Raw genomic sequence first — 21,984 nt, forward strand, 5'->3', positions numbered from 1 at the left:
TTATGAAAGTAAATCAGCAAATTGATATTCAACAATTTCTTCCGCATCGTGAACCAATGCTTTTTGTAGACACGATTTCTTGGATTGAGAAAACCTATGTTGAAGCTTTATTTACGATAAAATCGGATCAATTATTTATTCAGAACGAATATTTTACTGAAGTCGGTTTATTGGAAAATATGGCGCAAGTTTGTTCGACAATTATCGGACAAAACTATTTTATCAATTTTTCTGATGTACACAAAGGCGATGTAATCGGCTTTATTAGTACGATTAAACAAGCCGAAATTATGCAATTACCAAAAGTTAATCAAACCATTATAACAAAAGCAACGTTGTTAGAAGTTTTTGATTACGATGAATTTACAATTAGTTTGATGCAAGCAAAAGTTATCTTGAATGACGAAGTAATTGCGATAGCTACAATGAATTTAATGCTTCAAAACCATAAAAAATGAAACAATCAGAAGTACCACAAGATAAAGGACATCTCAAGGATTTCAACGAAGTTTATTACGCAATTGATGAACAGGGAGAGTTTTCTCAAACATTGAGTGCGGGTTGGGAAGCAAAAAATATTGTTCAATCCGAAACTTTAAAAATTTTGGATGAACGCACAGAGGAAGCAAGACAAAAAGTAATGGATGGAAAAGCAAGTCCAATTTTATATTTCATGGAATTGAAACGCATGGATTGGGAAATTTTGTCTAATTATGTCGGAATTTGGAAGATTTTTGTCAAAAGACATGCAAAACCAACTGTTTTCTCAAAATTAAAAGAATCAACACTAAAAAAATATGCCGAAGCTTTTGAAATTTCGGTTGATGAATTAAAAAACTTTGATGGAAACCATAACTGATTTTAAACATTTTCAATCAGCACATTGCGAAAATGGAGTTGCCTCCAACTTATTAAAAAATAAAGGAATTGAGATTTCAGAACCGATGATTTTTGGGATTGGTTCTGGTCTTTTTTTTGTGTTTTTACCTTTCTTAAAAGTTAATCATGCGCCTGCGATTAGCTATCGTCCAATGCCAGGAATGATTTTTAATCGTGCAGCTAAGAATCTTGGTATAAAGGTTAAACGTCATAAATTTCGCTCTACAAAATCAGCTCAGACTTTCTTAGATGAGCAACTTTTAGCCAATCGACCTTGCGGTTTACAGGTTGGTGTCTACAATTTGACATACTTTCCTGAAGAATATAAATTTCATTTTAACGGACATAATTTAGTTGTTTTCGGAAAGCAAGATCAAACGTATTTAATCAGTGATCCTGTGATGCAAGAAACGACAAAATTGACTGAAAATGAGTTAGAAAAAGTTCGTTTTTCGAAAGGAGTTTTAGCACCAAAAGGACATTTATATTATCCTGAATTTATTCCAGAAAATATAGATTTTGAGAAAGCAATCAAAAAAGGAATCAAGAAAACGTGTCGCGAAATGTTAGCGCCAGTTCCGATTGTTGGTGTTCGTGGAATTAGAATGGTTGCGAAACGAATCAAAAAAATGCCAAAGAAAATTGGGAACGCAAAGACAAATTATTTTCTGGCACAAATGATTCGAATGCAAGAAGAAATTGGAACAGGAGGTGGTGGTTTTCGATATATTTATGCTGCTTTTTTACAAGAAGCTTCGCAAAAATTGAATCAACCAAATTTGAATGATTTTGCCTTAGAAATATCTGAAATAGGAGATAAATGGCGAGATTTTGCTCTGAATGCATCAAGAGTTTATAAAAAACGGAACAATTCGCAAGATATTTACGATGTGATTTCGGATCAATTATTGGAATTAGCCGATTTGGAAGAATCGTTTTTTAAACGTTTAAGAAAAGCAATTTAGCCACAGATGATTGAAATTGAAAAACTATATAAAAAATATAAAAATTCTGATGTTTTTGCGTTAGAAGATTTTTTTTTGACGATAAAACAGAACGAAATTCACGGTTTACTTGGTCCAAACGGAGCAGGAAAAACAACCTTGATGTCGATACTTTCTGGATTGATTAAACCAACTTCTGGTAATGTTGTGATTCAGAATTTAAATCAAAAAACAGATTTAAAAAAGATTCAGAAAATCATTGGAATTGTTCCGCAAGAATATGCATTGTATCCAACTTTGACGGCAAGAGAAAATTTAGAATTTTTTGGGAAAATTTATAAAGTTCCTTCAAAAGAATTACACGAAAAGATTCATCTTTTGACTGAAAAAGTAGGAATGAATAAGTTTTTAGATATAAAAATTGATTCTTTTTCGGGAGGAATGAAGCGTCGTATTAATTTATTGGCAGGAATTCTTCATCAGCCAGAAATTCTCTTTTTAGATGAACCAACTGTTGGCGTTGATATTCAATCAAAAATTGCGTTATTGGATTATTTACAAGAATTGCATCAGCAAGGAATGTCGATCGTTTACACATCGCATCACATGGCAGAAGCCGAAGATTTTTGTACGCAAGTTACGATTATGAATCAAGGAAAATCGATTGTAACAGCTGAACCGAAAGAATTAATCAAGCAAGTAAATGCGTATAATTTGGAGGAAGCTTTTGTTAATTTAACTAAATTATCTTGATATGTTGAGCCAACTTTTAGCATGTATTAAGAAAGAAATTTTGTTACTCATTCGCGATATTGGCGGATTGGTGATTCTTTTTATTATGCCTTTGATTTTGGTTATTACGGTGACTAAAATTCAGAAAAGTACTTACGATTCTTTTGCAGAAGCGAGTATTCCGGTGCTATTTATTGATCATGATCAAGATAGTATTTCCGCACTTGTAAAAAAACATATTTCAAATTCAGGAAATTTAAAAATTGTAACTGAATTAAATGGAAAAAAATTAACGGAAGATGAACTAAAAACTGAAGTTTTTAAAGGTAAATACCAAGTAGGAATTGTAATACCAGCGCGATTGTCAAAAGATTTGAATTATAAAATCAATCAAAATGTTGAGAAAATTCTGAACGAATTTGCTTTTGATAGCACGCAAGTGAAATATAATCAACAAGTTAATCCAAAGACGATTAAATTATACTTTGATCCCGCGACTTCGCTGGCTTTCAAAGAAAATGTGTCGAATGTTTTGGATAAATTAATTACAGATACCGAGAATAAAAGTATTTACAAAGCATTTCAACAAGAAATGGGATCTGATGATTTAGGCTTTCAAAATGAGAAGTTTATTCATTTTCAAGAGATTGTTCCTGAAGATTCTAAATCAGTTTTGAAACCAAATGTTACACAACATAATGTGCCAGCATGGACATTATTTGCGATATTTTTTATCGTAGTTCCGCTGTCAATCAATATTGTAAAAGAGAAAAGTTTAGGAACACACATTCGATTATTAACAAGTCCAATGCCTTATTCTGTGCAAATTATAGGTAAAACGATTACGTATTTAATCATAAGTTTACTACAATTTACCATGATTTTATGTGTCGCTAAATTAGTTTTTCCATTAATTGATTTACCAGGTTTCAAAACGGATGGCATATTATTTTCGATTTACGGATTAACTGTATTCGCTTCTTTAGCAGCAATTGGATTAGGACTTTTAATTGGTACAATTGCGAAAACTCAAGAACAATCTGCACCTTTTGGAGCGACTTTGGTGGTTATTTTAGCTGCAATAGGCGGTGTTTGGATTCCAGTTTTTGCGATGTCAGATTTTATGCAACATTTCGCGAAAATATCACCGATGAATTGGGCACTTGATGGCTATTATAGTTTAATCCTGAGAAATCAATCTTTTCTTCAGATAGTTCCGAATATTATTTTGTTAACTTTGTTCTATATTATTACCTTGTTTGCCGCTATATATTATGATAAGTTCAGAAGAGAAGATTAAAACATTAGTACATAATTCCAATTTCGCAGTACGATTTAATGAAACCGATCCGTTGGGAATCGTGTGGCATGGGAATTATATTACGTATTTTGAAGATGGAAGGGAAGCTTTTGGGCGTCATTTTGGGATTAGTTATTTGGATATTCAGAAAAGTGGATTTGTAACACCAATTATTAAGTCGATTTGTGAACACAAATTTCCGTTGAAATATGGTGATATATGTAGAATAGAAACGACTTTTGAAGATACTTTGGCAGCAAAAATGATTTTTAAATTCAAGATTTTCAATCAAGATGAAAAGTTAGTTTGTATTGGAGAAACAATTCAAGTTTTTTTAGACAACGAAGGAGATTTAATGTTAACATTACCACCATTTTTTGAAGAATGGAAGAAAAAAGTAGGATTGTTGTAATGGAAAAAGTTTACATTAATCGTGCGAATATTTTAACGCCTTTCGGAAATTCTATTCAAGCGAATTGGAATGAATTAGTGAAAGGAAATTCTGCTGTTTCTGAAATTGATTCTTTTGGACATTTAAAAAATTTTTATGCTGGAAAAATTGATGATGAAATTTTCTTAAATTTAAAAGAGCAAGTTGAAGATAATCAGATTTATACTCGATTAGAATTATTTGGGATTTTAGCTCTTCAATCTATTATTGATAAATCCAAAATTTCACAACGAACTGCTTTTGTAATTTCAACAACAAAAGGTAATATTGATCAACTTTTTGATTCGTTAGAAAAAGCTTCAATTCCAAATTTTGCAAAGAAGATTGCAAACTATTTTGGATTTAAAACTGAACCAATTATTGTTTCAAATGCTTGTGTTTCGGGAGTTTTAGCGGTTAATATAGCAAAGCGTTTCATCGAAATGGATGAGTTTGATGATGCATATGTTTTGGCTTTGGATGAGTTGACAAATTTTGTTTTGACAGGTTTCAATTCATTTCAAGCAATGGATTTTGAGTTGTGTAAACCATTTGACAAAGATAGAGTAGGTGTGAATTTAGGTGAAGCTGCCGTTTGTGTTTATCTTTCTAAAAATCAAGAAAAGAATAGTTTTCAGATTTTGGGTGAAGCTTCAATTAACGATGCAAATCATATTTCTGGACCATCTCGAACGGGTGAAGGCTTGGTGTTGAGTATAGAGTCGGCGATGAAGGAAGCGAATATTTTATCAAATGAAATAGATTATATTTCGGCTCATGGAACGGCCACTTTGTATAATGATGAAATGGAAGCAATTGCTTTTAATCGTTTACAAATGGAATCGATTCCGACAAATAGTTTTAAAGCTTTTTATGGACATACATTAGGCGCTTCTGGATTGTTAGAATTGATTATTTCGATGAAGCAATCACAAGAAAATTTGATTTTGAAAAGTCATAATTTCAATGAATTAGGAGTTTCAGTTCCATTAAATGTTTTGAAAGAAAATCTTCAAAAAGAAGTCAATATTATTTTGAAAACTTCATCTGGTTTTGGAGGAAGTAATGCTGTAATTATTCTAAAAAAAGTTCAGAATGACTAAAGTTGAGATTAAAAACGAACAAGTTTGGTTGAATGATGAACTTTATTTTGAAGATTCTTCAGGAGATTTTGGTATATTTTCGAAAAATTTCTTCAAATCTTTCGAGATTGATTATCCAAAATTTTATAAAATGGATCATCAGAGTGAATTAGCTTTTTTAGCTGCCGAAATTTTATTGAAAGATGAAAATACATTGAACGAAAATCAAGATATTGCATTGGTTTTTGCAAATCGAAATTCGAGTTTAGAATCAGATTTGAAAGATCAACAAAGTATTCAATCTACGGATGAAATTTTTCCGAGTCCAGCAGTTTTTGTTTACACATTAGCAAATATTTGTTTGGGTGAGGTGAGTATTCGTCATCGATTGAAAACCGAAAATGCTTTTTTTATTTCGGAAAATTTTAATGAAGAACAATTAAAAAAGTATGCGAATTATTTAATTCAAAAAAATAAAGCAAAGAAAGTTGTTTTGGCTTGGATAGATTATTTACAAGGTGATTACGAAGCGAAAATGTACTTAATAGATTAAAAACAATATTAGTTAACAATAAAAATACTATGGAAAATTTAATTAACGATTTGAAAGTTAAAATCATTGAAATTTTAAATCTTGAAGATGTATCAGTAGAGGATATCAAAAATGATGATCCTTTATTTGGAGATGGTTTGGGATTAGATTCAATCGATGCTTTGGAGTTGATTGTTTTATTGGATAAAGAATATGGAATCAAAATTACAGATCCAAAAGAAGGAAAAACGATCTTTCAATCGGTAGGAGTAATGGCAGATTATATTGAGAAAAATAGAACAAAATAATGCATAAAAAAGTTGCAATAACAGGAATGGGAATTATTTCGGCAATTGGTAAAAATGTCGAAGAGAATTTCGATTCATTAATTCATCAAAAGCATGGCTTATCACGCCTCGAAAATTTTGATTCTATTCATAAAAATGAAATTTTTGTAGGAGAAATTAAATTATCGAACGATGAATTAGCAACTTTTTTAAATTTATCTCCAGAGAATAATTTCTCTCGAACAGTGATGTTAGGACTAATTGCTGTGAAAGAAGCTCTGCAAAATGCAGGAATCGAAAACGTAAATGAAGTCAGAACTGGATTGATTTCTTCGACAAGTGTGGGAGGAATGGATAGGACAGAAAATTACTTTTTGGATTATGAAAATTTGCTTGAAAAACAAAAGTACATTTCGAGTCATGATGCTGGCGCTTCTTCCAATCAAATTTCAAATGAAATCGGTTTGAAAGGCTTTGTTTCGACAATTAGTACTGCTTGTTCTTCGGCTGCGAATGCGATTATGTATGGCGCGCGCTTGATTAATTCAGGTAAATTGGATCGAGTGATTGTTGGCGGAACGGATGCATTGTCAAAGTTTACCATGAATGGATTCAAAAGTTTGATGATTCTGAGTGATGAATTTAATCAACCTTTTGATGAAAATAGAAAAGGTTTGAATCTTGGTGAAGCAGCTGCTTATTTGGTTTTAGAATCAGAAGAATTTGTTCGAAAATCAAATAAAAAAGTCCTTGGTTATTTGATTGGTGCAGGAAATTCGAATGATGCATTTCATCAAACAGCTTCTTCTGAAAATGGAGAAGGAGCGTATTTGGCGATGAGAAAAGCATTTGAATCAGCAATTATTCAACCAACTGAAATCGATTATATCAATGTTCATGGAACTGCAACAAACAATAATGATTTAACAGAAGGACGAGCTTTGAAGAGAATTTTCGGAGAAAATGTACCAAATTTCAGTTCTACAAAACCATTCACAGGTCATACATTGGCTGCTGCTGCGAGTGTAGAAGCAGTTTTTAGCTTGTTGAGTCTTCAACATAATCTTGTTTATCCAAATCTTAATTTTCAATCTCCGATTGAAGAGTTGAATATCTTTCCTACCACAAAACTGGTAAAGAAAAATATTAAATATGTGTTATCAAATTCGTTTGGTTTTGGAGGAAATTGTTCAACTTTAATTTTTTCTAAATCATGAAAGAAGTATTTGTAAACGGATTAGGTTTTGTAAATTCGCAATTTATAGATGAAATTACGAATGATTTTCTTCCTTTAGAAACTTCCATTACAAAGGCAAAATCACCTTCTCTTAAAGATATGATTTCGCCAGCGATGAGCCGTAGAATGGCTTCTGGAGTAAAAATAGGAATTTATTCTTCTCTAAAAGCTTTGAATGATGCAGGAATTGAACAACCAGAGGCAATAATTACAGGAACGGCTTTAGGTTGTTTGGTAGATTCTGAAAAGTTTTTGACAAATATTATTCAAAATAAAGAAGAGTTTTTAACTCCAACGGCTTTTATTCAATCTACGCATAATACGGTTGGCTCTCAAATTGCTCTGCATCTTGGTTGTAATGCATACAATTTTACGTATACAAATGGTTTTAATTCCTTTGAAAATGCGCTTTTAGATGGTTTTTTACAAGTAGAAAATCAAGAAGCAAATAACGTTTTGGTTGGTGGAATTGATGAAATTGGAGAACGAACGTATCAATTGTTACAATTAATTGGTGAAATAGAATCAAAAGATAATCAAGGAATTAAATATAGTGAAGGCGCACATTTTTGTGTTTTATCTAATAAGAGAAATGAAAACTCTTATGCGAAAGTTTTAGATGTTTTTATTTTAAATCAATATGAAGATTTGTATTCCGAAATTCTAAAATTTATTCAATTGAATCATATGAATTTAACCGATATTGATACGATTATTTCTGGTGAAAATTTATTGAATATTAATGATTTAAATAAAATAGAGTTATTTGAATACAAAGAATTTATTGGAGAGTTTGGAACTTCTTCTGCTTTCGGATTTGTGTTAGGATGTGAATTGCTGAAAAATCAAATTTTACCAAATCAATTCAAAATGAATGATGTAAAAGCTGAAAGTTATAAAAATGTACTTTTGGTGAATGGGCATAAAGGCCAGGATTTAAGTTTAGTATTGCTTCAATCGATATGAACAGAGTTGCTACAATCCTTTTTGTAATTATACTAATCTGTTTATCAATTGGTTGTTTTACAAAAGGTTTGTCTTTTTTTTATTTATTGATACCTTTTTTTGTTTGGTTAACATTGACAATTTTTGGTGCTTTTGAAATTCGATTCAACTATTTTTTGAAAGCTTATTATCGAGGGAATAATCATACTGAAAAAATAATTTCTCTAACTTTTGATGATGGACCAACAGAATTTACGCCGAGAATTTTATCGATATTAGAACAAAATAATGCAAAAGCAACTTTTTTTTGCATTGGTAAACAAATCGAAAATTATCCTGAAATTTTTCAAAAAACTCATCAGTCAGGGCATTTGATAGGAAATCATACTTTTCATCATTCTTCTAAAAATGGTTTTTATTCTGCTGAAAAAATTGTTGAAGAAATCGTTTCTACCAATCAACTTATTAAAGAAAAAATAAACGTTACAACTAAAATTTTTAGACCACCTTTTGGTGTAACGAATCCACATATAGCAAAGGCTTTAAATAAAACACAACATAATGTAATTGGTTGGAATATTCGTTCTTTGGATACGGTTATCAATGATGAAAAAAAATTATTGAACCGAATTACTCGTCAAATAAAGCCTGGTTCTATTATTTTGATGCATGATACTTCGGACAAAACGGCGAATGTTTTAGAGCAATTATTTGTATTTTTACAAAAGGAAAATTATAAAGTAGTTCCGTTAAATGAACTCTTGAAAATTGATGTATATGAAAACTAAAATCTTCATTTTATTTGCTTTTTTTCACTTGACAATTTTTGCGCAAGAAAGTAAAATGAGTAATGTTGAAATTGAAAATTTCAAAAAAGATATTATAACTGATTCTAAGAAAATACAGACGTTGACGGCTGATTTTACACAATATAAAGTGATGAGTTTCTTGGATAAACCAATTGTTTCGAAAGGGAAATTGTATTTACAAAATCCGAAAGCGATGCGTTGGAATTATACTCAACCGATTGATTATAATGTGATTTTTAACAATGGAAAAATCTATATTAATGATGAAGGAAAAAAATCGAGTGTAGATTTGCAAGGAAATAAAAAATTTGAAAAATTAAATCAATTAATTGTAGGAAGTGTAAGTGGAAATTTGTTTGATACAAACGATTTCATTATAACTTTTGCGAAAACTGATAAATCTCGAATTGCGAAATTGCAACCAAAATTAAAGGATGTAAAAAAGTACATCAAAGAAATTCAGTTGACATTTTATTCTGGTCAATCAACGGTTACAGAAGTTAAATTAATTGAACCTTCGGATGATTACACAAAAATTTTATTTACCAACAAATCTTTAAATAAAACAATCAATGCGTCTGTTTTTAATCCTTAGTTTTTTCATTTTAACTTCTTGTGGTACGGCTTACAAAATTGCTGATATACAAGAACAACAAAAGGATGAAAGGGAGTTTTTGAACCCATATTTTAGTTCAATTGATAAAGAATATAGTTACCGTTTCAAGATTACGTTCATGAAAAAGGAAATGAAAGGTAATTTTGTTGTGAAAAAATTGGGTTATAACTCGCATCGTGTGGTAATGACGTCTGATTTTGGGAATACGTTATTTGATTTGTCAGTCACAGACCACGATTATACCTTGAATTATGCGATGCCAGATTTGAATAAAAAAATGGTTGTAAAAACTCTTGCAGATGATTTACAAGCTATTTTTAAAAATGATTTTCAAGTTGATGAGCGTATAAAAACGACAAATCAAACGATTTTAAAATCAAAAGAAGTGAGTTTAATTTTTGCTAAGAATGAATCAAATTATTTTCAAGAATTGGTTCATTTAAAGAATAATAAAATAAAAACAATTAACCAATTTTCGACAGATTTAACAGATTTTCCAGAACAGATTTCAATTAAACATAACCACTTCAATTTAAGTATTACACTTACAAAAGTAAATATACAATTAGAGGAAGAATAAACTAACGTACAAATCATCTTTTTTTAGATTATATTTGTAATTCAAAACTATTACAAATGCTTATTCCTAATCTATATACCATTAAAAATACTGAAAAAATTGATGAAAATAATTTTAAAGTTCAAATTGAATTGAATCCAAATCATCAAGTTTTCGAAGGTCATTTTCCAAATAATCCAATTACACCTGGTGTTTGCATGATGCAGATTATAAAGGAAATAACAGAAGGTTTTGTTTCGAAAGATTTGTTTTTGTCTAAAGTTTCGAATGTGAAATTTATGGCGACAATAAATCCGTTTATCAATCCTATTTTGGATTTGAGTTTGAATGTTGTTTGTGAAAATAATGAAGTGAAAGTGAAAAATTCTTCATTTTTTGAAACGACAAATGCGTTGAAATTTAGTGCAATTTATAAAGTTTTGGATTAATGAAAACTCTATTATCTATCTTTTTATCGGTTTCATTTTTCTTTGGATTAACTTTATCCGAATTGAGAACAGATTTTGAAAACGCTTCGAAATCATCAAATAATGTATCTATTTTGTATAATAAATTAGATGATTATTCGGGTGATAATCAAACAATTATTGCATATAAAGGAGCCTCTAAAATTCTGAAAGCAAGGTATATAAAAGATAAAGAAACAAAGAAACAATATTTTACGGATGGAGCAACTTTGATCAATAATTCGATAAAAAAGGACTCGAAAGATGTTGAAAACCGTTTAATTCGATTGATTGTGCAAGAGAATATTCCAAAATTTATCAAGTACAATCAAAATATACAAGAAGATAAAACATTCATTGTCGAAAATTATAGTTCTGCACCAAAAGAAGTAAAAACTTTGGTGAAATCTTACGCTAAAAAATACAATACTTTTACAGCGCAGCAGCTGAAAAAACTAAATTAATCAATGGATTTTTCGATTATTCGACATAAAATAGACGAACAAAAAGTTTGTGTACTTATTCCGACTTACAACAATCATAAAACATTGAAACGTGTGATTGATGGAGTTTTGGAGTACACGAATCAAATTATTGTTATAAATGATGGATCGACGGATTCTACTTCCGAAATTTTAAAAGATTATCAGAATCAGTTTATTGTAGTTGAACTCTCTGAAAATAAAGGAAAAGGTAATGCACTACGTATTGGTTTTAAAACTGCGCGAGAAAAAGGCTACCATTATGCATTGACAATCGATTCGGATGGTCAACATTTTCCGCATGATATTCCAAATTTTATTACAGAATTAGAGCAAAAAAATAAGCCTGTTTTAATTATTGGAAGTCGTCAAATGGAGCAAGATGGCATTCCGAAGAAAAGTAGTTTTGGAAATAAGTTTTCTAATTTTTGGTTTTGGTTTGAGACAGGAATTAAGCTGAATGATACACAATCTGGTTATCGTTTGTATCCATTGAAATTTATTCCGAAAAAGTTTTGGACAAATAAATTCGAATTCGAAATTGAAATCATTGTACGAACAGCTTGGAAAGGAATTGAGGTAACGAATATTCCAATTGATATTTTGTACGATCCAAACGAACGTGTTTCACATTTTCGTCCATTTCAAGATTTTACGAGAATTAGTATTCTGAATACTTTTCTGGTTTTTTTGACGATTTTTTACATCAAACCACGTAATTTTTTCTTCAGTTTCAAAAAAAAAAATATTCGAACATTCATTAAAGAGGATATCTTAGGAAGTAATGATAGTAATAAAGTAAAAGCGCTTTCAATTGCTTTGGGGATTTTCCTTGGAATTGCACCATTTTGGGGCTTTCAAACTTTTTTATCCATTTTTTTAGCATCAATGTTTCGCCTAAATAAAGTCATCAGTTTCTTTTGTTCCAATATTAGTATTCCGCCAATGATTCCGATAATTATTTATCTTTCTTTGTTGACAGGTGGATTTATTTTGCAGGACAATTTTCATTTGGATTTGAGTTTGGTTTCTTTCGAAATTATTAAGAAAAATCTTCTTCGTTACATTGTAGGAAGCCTGGTTTTAGCAACTTTTTGTAGTATTGTTAGTGGAATTGTAAGTTATTTTTTATTAACTTATTTCAGTCAAAAGACAATTAAGAATGCATAAATTTTTCTATAACATATTTTTAAAAATCAGAGCGAATAAATGGTTGAGTGTATTATTTTTTATTCTCTTTTTAGTTGGTTGTGCTTTTTTTGCAAATCGACTAAAATTTGAAGAAGATATTACGCGAATCATTCCGAAAGATGAGAAAAATGATGCAATAGCAAAGGTTATTGCTCAATTAAAATTTACGGATAAAGTTGCGGTGATTATCGAAAAAGAAAAAGCTGGAACATTGGATGATATGACGGCTCAGGCAACTGATTTTTTAGATAGTATTCAACCGTTAAATAACTATTATAATGACATTCAAGGGCAGTATGATTTAGATAATTTTGCTTCGACTTTTGATTTTGTTCATCAAAATTTACCACTTTTTTTAGAGAAAGAAGATTATAAAACGTTAGAGCGAAAATTGTCTAAAGATTCGATAGCTTCTATTGTTGAAAGTAATTATAAAAGCTTGATTACCCCGACTGGAATTGTTTCGAAAGAGTTTATGTTGAAAGATCCGCTTGGATTGACTTTTGTTGCGTTAAATCGTTTAAAAGAAAAGAATTTGACGGATGATTTCGAGGTTTACAATGGATTTATTGTAACGAAAGATCATTCGAAATTATTTCTTTTTATCAATCCTAAATTTTCAGGAAGTGAAACAGAACATAATACCGAATTTGTCAATCGTTTAGAGGAAATTCAACAACATTTAAATCCTGAATATAGCGGGAAATCAACATTAAGTTATTTTGGTTCAAGCTTTATTGCAGTTGCGAATGCAAAGCAAATTAAACAAGATATTATTACAACTGTTTTGATTTCGATGATTACATTAATGGTGATTTTAATGGTTTTTTATCGAAAAATTTACATTCCAATAATTATTTTTATTCCTTCCGTTTTTGGTTTTTTCTTTGCTTTGGCACTTTTGTATTTTATTCAAGGTACAATTTCTGCAATTTCATTGAGTATTGGAGCAGTTTTATTAGGAATAACGATTGATTATTCGTTGCATATCATGACGCATTATAAGCACAATAGTGATTCAAAGACTTTATTTAAAGAGATTACAAAACCGCTTATCATGAGCTGTACAACTACAGCGATTGCATTTTTGTGTTTACTTTTTGTGAAATCGGATGTGTTGAAAGATTTAGGAATTTTTGCTGGAATAACAGTTATTGTTTCTGGTGTTTTTTCTTTATTGATTATTCCACATTTATATCATCCAAAACAAGATGCGATTGAAAATAATTCTTCAATAATCGAGAAGTTAGCGTTCTTTTCATTTCATAATAACAAGATATTGATTGGTGCTTGTGTTCTTTTGATTATTGTGAGTTGTTTTACGTTTAATAATGTCAATTTTGATAAAGATTTATCTAAATTGAATTACGTTCCAACCGACCAAAAAATAGCCGAACAAAAGTTAGAGACTTCGTCTAATTCTATCTCAAAATCATTGTATGTTGTAAATTATGGAAATAATGTCGAAGATGTTTTAAATCAAAATATAGCGTTAACAAATAAGTTGCAAAAAGCAGAAGGTAAGGATGAGATTTTAAGTTATAATTCCATTCAATCGTTAGTTTTGCCAACTTCTGTTCAACAAGAAAAAATAAAAGACTGGGAAAATTTCTGGAATTCAGAGAAAGTGAATTTTGTGAAGAATGAATTTATCAAGGATGGAAAAAAATATGGTTTCAAAGAAGAAATTTATAATCAATTTTTCTCAATTTTTGATAAAGCATATCAACCTTTAAAATTAGAAGATTATCGCGCGTTTAATCCATCGCTTTTTGAAGAATTTGTTTCGCAAAAAAATGGTTTTTATACGATTTCTACTTTAGTCAAATTAAAGGAAGAAAGCCGAGAAAATTTCATCAAACAATATCATAATAAAGAAACAATTGTAATTGATCGTAAACAGTTAAACGAAAACTTTTTAGGAAACCTAGTAACAGATTTTAATAATCTTGTCAACTATTCGTTTATTGCTGTTTTATTAATATTGTGGTATTTTTTCCGACGTATCGAATTGGTGATTATTAGTGCGATTCCTATCGCATTATCAGGTTTGGTTACAGCTGGATTGATGGGACTTTTTGATATTAAACTTAATATTTTTAGTAGTATTGTTTGTACGTTGGTTTTTGGTCATGGTGTCGATTTTAGTATTTTTATGACGAGTGCTTTACAAAAAGAATATACGACTGGAAAAGATGAAATGCCTACTTATCGAACTTCGATTTTGTTAGCAGTTATCACGACAATTTTAGCAATTGGAGCGTTAATTTTTGCTAAATCCAGCTTTAAAATCAATCGCATCAGTTTCTTTGGTTGGAGTTGTAGCAGCACTAGTGATTACATTTATTTTCTACCCAATTTTATTTCGATTTTTTATTTCGAATCGACCAAAACAAGGTAAAAGTCCAATGACGTTGTGGTTGGCAATACAAAGTGGAATTTTCTTTATTTATTTTGGATTATTTGGTACAATAACGTCTTTGATCCTTCGATTTTTGATGCTTATTTTACCAATCACGAAAGAAAAAAAATATAAACTTTTTGGTTGGGGAATGTCAACTTTTATGAAATCTGTGTTGATGTTAAAACCAACGGTTGTCAAGAAAATTATTAATCCAAATCAAGAAGATTTTAAGAAACAGTCAATCATAATTGCGAATCACACTTCGTTCTTGGATACGTTGGCGATTGGAATGTGTACGCCTAAAATTGTTTTTTTGGTAAATGATTGGGTTTATAAATCGCCGATTTTTGGTGAAGCTGTGAAAATGGCTGGTTTTTATCCCGTTTCAAATGGTGTTGAAAATAATATTGAAGAGATTAAAACTCGAATTGGGAATGAGTTTTCGTTGATGATTTTTCCTGAAGGAACGCGTTCTCGAACAAATAATATCAATCGTTTTCACAAAGGTGCATTTTATTTGGCGGAGAAATTGCAACTTGATATTTTACCAATTTATATTCATGGGAATTCTGAGATTATTCCGAAAGGAGAATTTTTAATTTTTGATGGACATATTTATTCAATAATTGGTAAAAGAATTGCTTGGAATGATGAAAATTATGGATCAAATTATTCGGAGCGAACGAAAAAAATCAGTAAAGAATTTAAAGTTAATTTTCAAGAAATTCGAAATCAACATGAAGATGAAAATTATTGGAAACAGAAATTATTTTTAAGTTTTTTGTACAAAGAATCTGAAATAATTCAAGTTGTAAAAAAGGATTTTAGTTTGAATAAATCTGTTTATCATCAACTGAATAATACATTTACGAAAGATGAAAAAATAGTTCATTTTTCGAATGATTTTGGACAAATTGATTTTCTATTATTGATGCAACAAGCCAACCGAAAAATAATAACGTTTGTAAAAGAGGAAGAAAAGCGAGAGGTTGCTGCAACAAATTATATTACAAAAATCCGTTCGTTAGAATATCGTTCTAATTTTAACGTTATAGATGAATATACGACGCTTTTAATTTCAACTGATATTGAGAATATTTATCAAGAAACAATAAATCAATTTGAGAAAATTGTTGTTTTAAAGAATAGAAATATTGACGAATCACTTTTTACAAGTTTTGTCCAACAAACAGAAACAAATGAATACACAGTTTACACAAAATAATTTTGAACCTCATTACGATGTAGTAGTGATTGGTAGTGGTTTGGGTGGACTTGTTTCTGCGCTTATTTTGGCAAAAGAAGGGAAGAAAGTTGTGGTATTGGAAAAGAATAATCAGTTTGGAGGAAATTTGCAAACTTTTGTTCGAAATAAAACAATTTTTGATACTGGCGTTCATTATATTGGAGGTTTAGATAAAGGAGAAAACTTGTATAACTATTTCAGTTATTTGAATATATCCGACAAATTGAAACTACGTCAGTTGGATAAAAATGGTTTTGATATGATTTCGTTTGATGATGATTCTCAGGAATATCCAATAGCGCAAACGTATCAGAATTTTGTTGATCAATTAGCTCATCTTTTTCCTAAAGAACAAGAAAATTTAATCCAATATAGTAATAAATTAGAAGAAATATGTTCTGCTTTTCCAATGTATAATTTGAATATCGGAACTTTTGCTGATGAAGAAGATTTTTTGTCGATTAATGCGAAAGAATACATTGATTCTGTTTTTACAGATGAGCGTTTGAAAGCAGTTCTGGTGGGGAATAATTTTCTTTATGTAGGACAAGCAGAGAAAACGCCTTTGTACATACATGCGCTTTCGGTTAACTCTTATATACATTCGGCTTGGCGATGTGTAAATGGAGGAAGTCAAATTGCGAAACTTTTGATCAAAGAATTAAAGAAATATGGCGGTGAAATTTATAAATACCAAGAAATAAGATCATTTGTTCAGAACGAAAATGAAGAAGTAATTGGTTGTGAAACAACAAAAGGAAAAAGTTTCTTTGGTGATTTATTCATTTCGAATATTGACATTAAAAAAACAATAGACATGTTAGGCGAGCGTAAGTTTGGTAAACCATTTTCTCGACGTGTCAAAAGCTTGGAAGTAACGCCATCTGCATTTACTATTTATATTGTTTTTAAGCCTAAAAGTTTTTCCTATATCAATCATAATATTTATCATTTTAACTCAATAAATGATGTATGGGATAGCTACGAAAAACCTACAAACGATTGGCCAAATACATACATTGCAACATTTAGTATGGATCAAAAAGATGAAGAATATTCGGAAAGTATGACGGTTATGACATATATGACGTTTGATGAAGTACAAAAATGGGAAGAATCGTATAATGTTGAGACTAACGATAATTATGGGAAAAGAGGAGAAGAATATGAAGAATTTAAACGTCAGAAAACTGAATTAATCATTCGTAAATTAGAGAAAAAATTTCCTGATATTAGAGAAAAAATTTCTTCAATTCATACTTCTACGCCTTTATCTTATCGCGATTTTATTGGTTCTGAAAAAGGAAATATGTATGGGTATTTGAAAGATAGTAATCATCCGATGAAAACATTTATTTCACCAAGATCTAAAGTGAAAAATGTGTTTTTTACTGGCCAAAATGTCCGTGTTCATGGAGTTTTGGGTGTAACGGTTGGTGCATTTGTAACCTGTTGTGAAATCCTTGGCGCTGACTATCTAATGAACAAAGTTCATCGTGAAATAAAACTAAATGCGAATGAATAAAACCATTTACTTTTTTACGCTTATTTTTTTTACGCTTATATCTTGTGGTGTTAGAAAAAGTTTAGAAAATCGTCCTGATTTGTCTACTTTTCAATCAAAACAATACAGTAGAAATGAAATCAATGATTCACTTTTTTATATTGAAAATAATTTTTTAAAGAAAAATAAAACGCAGAATTGGGAACTTTTTGTTTCCGGAGATCCGTTAGAAATTGGTCAAAAAACAGGCGTTTTAACGAAAGAATTATATGCTTTTCAAGAGCAATCTTTTATGAATTTGATAACTGATTTTATTCCTTCTGAAAAACGCAGAAAATTTCTTTTTAAAGTACTCAAATATTATAATCGAGATTTACATAAATATGTCAACAATGAATATAAAGCACAAATTTATGGACTTTCTGAGTCTGCAAATAGCCGCTACGATTCGTTAATAGACAAATATAATCGTAATCTTTTTTTACATGGGGCGCACGATATAGGACATGCTATGCATGATTTGATGTTGGTTGGTTGTTCATCTTTGGCTGTTTGGGATAATAAATCTGAAGATGGAGGCTTGTTGATTGGTCGCAATTTTGATTTTTATGCAAATGATGATTTTGCGAAGAATAAAATAGTTTCGTTTGTCAAGCCAAATTCTGGTTATCCCTATATGTCGGTGACTTGGGGCGGAATGATTGGTGTTTCGTCTGGAATGAATTTGGAAGGGCTTACAGTAACGATAAATGCTGGAAAATCTTCTATTCCACTTAAAGCAAAAACGCCCATTTCTCTCGTTGCTTTAGAGGTTTTACAATATGCCTCAACGATTGATGAAGCGGTTGAAATAGCAAAAACTAAAAAGGTTTTCGTCTCTGAGAGTATGATGATTGGTAGTGCAAAAGATCATCGTGTTGTGTTGATAGAAATTTCTCCTAAAAAGTTTGGTGTTTATGAAGTTCAGAATCAACCTTATTTAGCTTGTACGAATCATTTTCAGAGTGATGTTTATTTGGATGATAAGCGAAATAATACGCAGAAAGAGGAAAGTCATTCGGTTTATCGTTTTGAAAAAATTGAAGAGCATCTTTCGAATGAAAATAAACTGAATCCAACTAAAATGGTTGATTTATTACGAGATACAAATGGTTTGAAAAACACCAAATTAGGTTACGGAAATGAAAAGGCTTTGAATCAATTATTAGCGCATCACGCAGTTGTTTTTCAACCAGATAAACGATTGGTTTGGGTTTCATCAAATCCATATCAATTAGGCGAATTTACAGCTTATGATTTGAATAAAATTTTTAATGATTCTATTTTAAATTATACGTTAAATGTAGATAGTTTGAGAATTGAAAAAGATATGTTTGTATTATCTGATGATTATTCTAATTATGAAAAATACCGTGAGCAAACGCATGAAATCAACAAGTTGATAAAAGAAAATAAGAAGATTGAGGAAACTTTTTTAACAAGTTATATTCAGAATAATCCTGATTTTTGGTTGGTTTATGACAAAGTTGGCGATTATTATTTTCAGCAGAAAGATTATCAACAAGCGAGTTTTTATTATAAATTAGCATTGACAAAGGAGGTGACTACAGTTCCTGATCGAAATAAAATTCAGAAAAAATTATCCAAATGTTCTCGAAAAACGCGTTAACATCCATAGAACTTCAATCTATAGAAGAGATTAAAGAATTTCAAAATCAGAAACTTCAAGAACAGATTAAATATCTTGCGACGCATTCCAAATTTTATCAAGATTTATTCAAAAAATATCAAATTGATTGGCAATCTATTCAAACAACAGAAGATTTAAAATTAATTCCTGTTACAACAAAGAATGATTTACATCAATATAATTTTGATTTTTTATGTGTTCCGTCAACTGAAATCATTGATTATTCCACAACTTCTGGAACGTTAGGTGATCCTGTAACCTTTGGTTTAACGGATAAGGATTTGGATCGTTTAGCAACAAATGAAATGAATTCTTTTCAACGAATTGGTGTTCAAAAAGGTGATGTTGTACAGTTGATGACAACGATTGATCGTCGTTTTATGGCTGGTTTGGCGTATTTTCTTGGTTTGAGAAAAATAGGCGCAGGCGTTATTCGAGTTGGCGCTGGTGTTCCGCAATTGCAATGGGATTCTATTCTAAAATATCAACCTAAATTTTTGGTTGCTGTTCCATCTTTTTTATTGAAAATGTTAGATTATGCAGAGAAAAATAATATTGATTATCAAAATTCATCTGTAAAATCGGTTTTGTGTATTGGTGAATCGTTGCGTGATAAAGATTTGAATTCGTCTTTGTTGACGCAAAAAATAAATTCGAAATGGAATATTAAACTTTTTTCGACTTATGCTTCAACCGAGATGGGAACCGCGTTTACAGAATGTGATGAATCGGTAGGAGGACATCATCAGCCAGATTTGATTATCACAGAAATTTTAGATGAGAATAATGAAGTTGTACAAGATGGTGAATTAGGCGAATTGACAATTACAACTTTAGGAATAGAAGGAATGCCTTTGTTGCGTTTCAAAACAGGTGATTTGTTAAGAAAACATTCCGATAAATGTAAATGCGGGAGTAATTCGTATCGATTAGGACCAGTTGAAGGTAGAAAACAACATATGATAAAGTACAAAGGGACAACTTTGTATCCACCTGCTTTACATGATATTTTGAATCATTTTGATGAAATTAAATTACATTTAATCGAAATTTATTCAAACGAATTCGGAACTGATGAAATTTTAATTCGATTAGTTTCGTCAGATGAAACCGATGATTTTTTAGCGAAAATAAAAGATTATTTCAGAGCAAAACTACGTGTAACGCCTTCAATTAAATTTGAAACTTTCGAAGAATTACAATCAATTGTTTTCAAACCAGAAAGTAGAAAACCAATTACGTTTGTTGATTATAGAGAATAATTATTTTAAAATATTTCTCTTCCATAATAATTAAAACACTACATGAATAAATTACTAAAAATAACTTTGTTGATTGTTTTATCGATAAAGATAAATGCTCAACAAATTATTACAACTGATATTGATAATTTTTGGAAAGCTTATGATAGTATCAATAAAATGAGTGATGATAAAGTTTCAACGTTTAAAAAAATGTATTTAGATGATGGAACAATAGGATTGAAGGATTTTGCGAAACACAAAGAATTCAATGAAACTAATTATGTAACAGCTTTTGCGAAATATCCAGAATTTTGGAAAAGTATTCGAAAAAATACACTTGTTTCAAGTAAACAAATTCAAAAAACGGAGAAAGCTCTAAAAGAATTTAGAAAGCTTTATCCTAACCAATCGAAAGGAAATATTTATTATACAATTGGAGCTTTACGTTCTGGAGGAATGCCAAATGGAGCGGATTTAATTGTAGGCTTAGAGAAAGTAGTTGGAGATAAGACAACTAATACATCTGAATTTGAGAATAAGACTTTACAGAATATGTTCCAGTTTTCTAATCCTTCGTTATTAGGTTTTGTAAGTGTACACGAGTTTATCCATACTTTTCAGAAAGGTAGTGAAGTAAATGTGCTTGCGAAAGCTATAAAAGAAGGTTCGGCAGATTTTATAGCAGAATTAGCTCTTAAAGAAAAGTATAATTCACATTATTTAGATTATGGTTTTAAGAATTATGATTTAGTAAGAAATCAATTCAAAAATCAACTATTCAGTCAAAATTTTCAAAATTGGTTTTATAATAGCGAAACAAACGAACATCCTGATTTGGGATATTTTGTAGGTTATGCAATTTCTAAGAATTATTATGCGAATTCGAAGAATAAGAAGCAGGCGATAAAAGACTTGATTGAACTGAATTATGAAGATGAAAAAGCTGTATTTGAAGTATTAAATCAATCAAAATATTATTCAGAAGAATTGAATATAGAAGAATTGAAATTAAACTATGAAAAGAATCAACCTCGTGTAGTAAAAATTATTGAGTTTGAAAATGGAGCGCAAAATGTTGATACAACATTAAAGCAAATACAAATTGTTTTCTCAAAGCCTTTGAATGATAAAGTTTCAATCAATTTTTCTAAAAATGGTAAGGACCATTTTCCATTAAATAAAATTGTTGGATTAAATGCTGATAAGACAATTTTAATATTAGAAATGGCGAATTTACAAGCAAATACTTTGTATGATTTTTATGTCACTAATCGTTCGACTAGATCATTAGATGGTTATCCTTTTATAGAAGAAGAATATAAAATTGAGTTTAAAACAAAAGAATAAATTTAGAATAAAATCAAAAAAGTCCACTGAAAAGTGGACTTTTTATTTGAAAATATC

At 30.1% G+C, this 21,984-nt stretch carries 23 protein-coding genes; all 23 read left to right on the forward strand.

The window, feature by feature from the left end:
- The first annotated feature begins 2 nt into the window (after window positions 1-2).
- Genes B2217_RS06950 through B2217_RS07060 form a run of 23 tightly spaced genes read left to right on the forward strand, consistent with a single transcriptional unit; the run spans window position 3 to window position 21,927 of the window.
- The gene (locus B2217_RS06950) at window positions 3-458 is read left to right on the forward strand and encodes an ABC transporter permease (protein ID WP_180904823.1); all 456 of its coding nucleotides are present in this window, start codon (window positions 3-5) and stop codon (window positions 456-458) included.
- A complete protein-coding gene (locus B2217_RS06955) occupies window positions 455-859 on the forward strand; it encodes a hypothetical protein (RefSeq protein WP_180904822.1) in 405 nt (134 codons plus the stop codon). Before B2217_RS06950 ends, B2217_RS06955 begins: the two co-directional genes overlap by 4 nt.
- A complete protein-coding gene (locus B2217_RS06960) occupies window positions 843-1,844 on the forward strand; it encodes a BtrH N-terminal domain-containing protein (RefSeq protein ID WP_180904821.1) in 1,002 nt (333 codons plus the stop codon). Before B2217_RS06955 ends, B2217_RS06960 begins: the two co-directional genes overlap by 17 nt.
- 6 nt (window positions 1,845-1,850) lie before the next feature.
- A complete protein-coding gene (locus B2217_RS06965) occupies window positions 1,851-2,576 on the forward strand; it encodes an ABC transporter ATP-binding protein (protein WP_180904820.1) in 726 nt (241 codons plus the stop codon).
- A 1-nt stretch (window position 2,577) separates the two neighbouring features.
- Window positions 2,578-3,855, forward strand: a complete 1,278-nt coding sequence (locus tag B2217_RS06970; protein ID WP_280045355.1) for an ABC transporter permease — start codon at window positions 2,578-2,580, stop codon at window positions 3,853-3,855.
- Complete coding sequence (locus B2217_RS06975) at window positions 3,830-4,267, forward strand: acyl-CoA thioesterase (protein ID WP_180904818.1); 438 nt, start codon at window positions 3,830-3,832, stop codon at window positions 4,265-4,267. Before B2217_RS06970 ends, B2217_RS06975 begins: the two co-directional genes overlap by 26 nt.
- Entirely contained in the window at window positions 4,240-5,388 is a 1,149-nt protein-coding gene (locus B2217_RS06980) for a beta-ketoacyl-[acyl-carrier-protein] synthase family protein (protein WP_180904817.1), read from the forward strand. The genes B2217_RS06975 and B2217_RS06980 overlap by 28 nt, the downstream gene beginning before the upstream one ends.
- Window positions 5,381-5,920 carry a 3-oxoacyl-ACP synthase gene (locus B2217_RS06985; RefSeq protein ID WP_180904816.1) on the forward strand — a complete coding sequence of 180 codons (540 nt, stop codon included), beginning with the start codon at window positions 5,381-5,383 and terminating at the stop codon, window positions 5,918-5,920. The genes B2217_RS06980 and B2217_RS06985 overlap by 8 nt, the downstream gene beginning before the upstream one ends.
- A 29-nt stretch (window positions 5,921-5,949) precedes the next feature.
- Window positions 5,950-6,207: a phosphopantetheine-binding protein gene (locus tag B2217_RS06990; protein ID WP_180904815.1), complete on the forward strand. Its 258-nt coding sequence runs from the start codon at window positions 5,950-5,952 to the stop codon at window positions 6,205-6,207.
- Window positions 6,207-7,403 (forward strand): beta-ketoacyl-[acyl-carrier-protein] synthase family protein, encoded by a 1,197-nt coding sequence (locus B2217_RS06995; protein ID WP_180904814.1) that lies wholly within the window; start codon window positions 6,207-6,209, stop codon window positions 7,401-7,403. Before B2217_RS06990 ends, B2217_RS06995 begins: the two co-directional genes overlap by 1 nt.
- The gene (locus tag B2217_RS07000) at window positions 7,400-8,389 is read left to right on the forward strand and encodes a beta-ketoacyl synthase chain length factor (RefSeq protein WP_180904813.1); all 990 of its coding nucleotides are present in this window, start codon (window positions 7,400-7,402) and stop codon (window positions 8,387-8,389) included. The genes B2217_RS06995 and B2217_RS07000 overlap by 4 nt, the downstream gene beginning before the upstream one ends.
- Window positions 8,386-9,156 carry a polysaccharide deacetylase family protein gene (locus tag B2217_RS07005; protein ID WP_180904812.1) on the forward strand — a complete coding sequence of 257 codons (771 nt, stop codon included), beginning with the start codon at window positions 8,386-8,388 and terminating at the stop codon, window positions 9,154-9,156. Before B2217_RS07000 ends, B2217_RS07005 begins: the two co-directional genes overlap by 4 nt.
- On the forward strand, window positions 9,146-9,772 hold the full coding sequence (locus B2217_RS07010) for a LolA family protein (RefSeq protein WP_394368123.1): 627 nt from the start codon (window positions 9,146-9,148) through the stop codon (window positions 9,770-9,772). Before B2217_RS07005 ends, B2217_RS07010 begins: the two co-directional genes overlap by 11 nt.
- Window positions 9,750-10,373: a DUF3261 domain-containing protein gene (locus tag B2217_RS07015; RefSeq protein ID WP_180904810.1), complete on the forward strand. Its 624-nt coding sequence runs from the start codon at window positions 9,750-9,752 to the stop codon at window positions 10,371-10,373. Before B2217_RS07010 ends, B2217_RS07015 begins: the two co-directional genes overlap by 23 nt.
- Before the next feature lie 56 nt (window positions 10,374-10,429).
- Complete coding sequence (locus tag B2217_RS07020; RefSeq protein WP_038332261.1) at window positions 10,430-10,801, forward strand: 3-hydroxyacyl-ACP dehydratase; 372 nt, start codon at window positions 10,430-10,432, stop codon at window positions 10,799-10,801.
- Window positions 10,801-11,283, forward strand: coding sequence for a hypothetical protein (locus B2217_RS07025; protein ID WP_180904809.1), 483 nt, complete (start codon window positions 10,801-10,803; stop codon window positions 11,281-11,283). The genes B2217_RS07020 and B2217_RS07025 overlap by 1 nt, the downstream gene beginning before the upstream one ends.
- A 3-nt stretch (window positions 11,284-11,286) precedes the next feature.
- Complete coding sequence (locus tag B2217_RS07030) at window positions 11,287-12,471, forward strand: DUF2062 domain-containing protein (RefSeq protein ID WP_280045356.1); 1,185 nt, start codon at window positions 11,287-11,289, stop codon at window positions 12,469-12,471.
- Window positions 12,464-14,893 carry an MMPL family transporter gene (locus B2217_RS07035; protein ID WP_180904807.1) on the forward strand — a complete coding sequence of 810 codons (2,430 nt, stop codon included), beginning with the start codon at window positions 12,464-12,466 and terminating at the stop codon, window positions 14,891-14,893. Before B2217_RS07030 ends, B2217_RS07035 begins: the two co-directional genes overlap by 8 nt.
- Entirely contained in the window at window positions 14,826-16,121 is a 1,296-nt protein-coding gene (locus B2217_RS07040; protein ID WP_291122226.1) for a lysophospholipid acyltransferase family protein, read from the forward strand. The genes B2217_RS07035 and B2217_RS07040 overlap by 68 nt, the downstream gene beginning before the upstream one ends.
- Window positions 16,096-17,667 carry a phytoene desaturase family protein gene (locus B2217_RS07045; protein WP_180904806.1) on the forward strand — a complete coding sequence of 524 codons (1,572 nt, stop codon included), beginning with the start codon at window positions 16,096-16,098 and terminating at the stop codon, window positions 17,665-17,667. Before B2217_RS07040 ends, B2217_RS07045 begins: the two co-directional genes overlap by 26 nt.
- On the forward strand, window positions 17,654-19,315 hold the full coding sequence (locus B2217_RS07050) for a C45 family autoproteolytic acyltransferase/hydolase (RefSeq protein WP_180904805.1): 1,662 nt from the start codon (window positions 17,654-17,656) through the stop codon (window positions 19,313-19,315). Before B2217_RS07045 ends, B2217_RS07050 begins: the two co-directional genes overlap by 14 nt.
- Window positions 19,294-20,598 (forward strand): phenylacetate--CoA ligase family protein, encoded by a 1,305-nt coding sequence (locus tag B2217_RS07055; RefSeq protein WP_280045359.1) that lies wholly within the window; start codon window positions 19,294-19,296, stop codon window positions 20,596-20,598. Before B2217_RS07050 ends, B2217_RS07055 begins: the two co-directional genes overlap by 22 nt.
- Window positions 20,599-20,640: 42 nt before the next feature.
- Complete coding sequence (locus B2217_RS07060) at window positions 20,641-21,927, forward strand: Ig-like domain-containing protein (protein WP_291093447.1); 1,287 nt, start codon at window positions 20,641-20,643, stop codon at window positions 21,925-21,927.
- The last annotated feature ends 57 nt before the right edge of the window (window positions 21,928-21,984 follow it).

This window comes from Empedobacter sp. UBA7620 (assembly GCF_002484185.1).
GTDB classification, from domain to species: domain Bacteria; phylum Bacteroidota; class Bacteroidia; order Flavobacteriales; family Weeksellaceae; genus Empedobacter; species Empedobacter falsenii_C.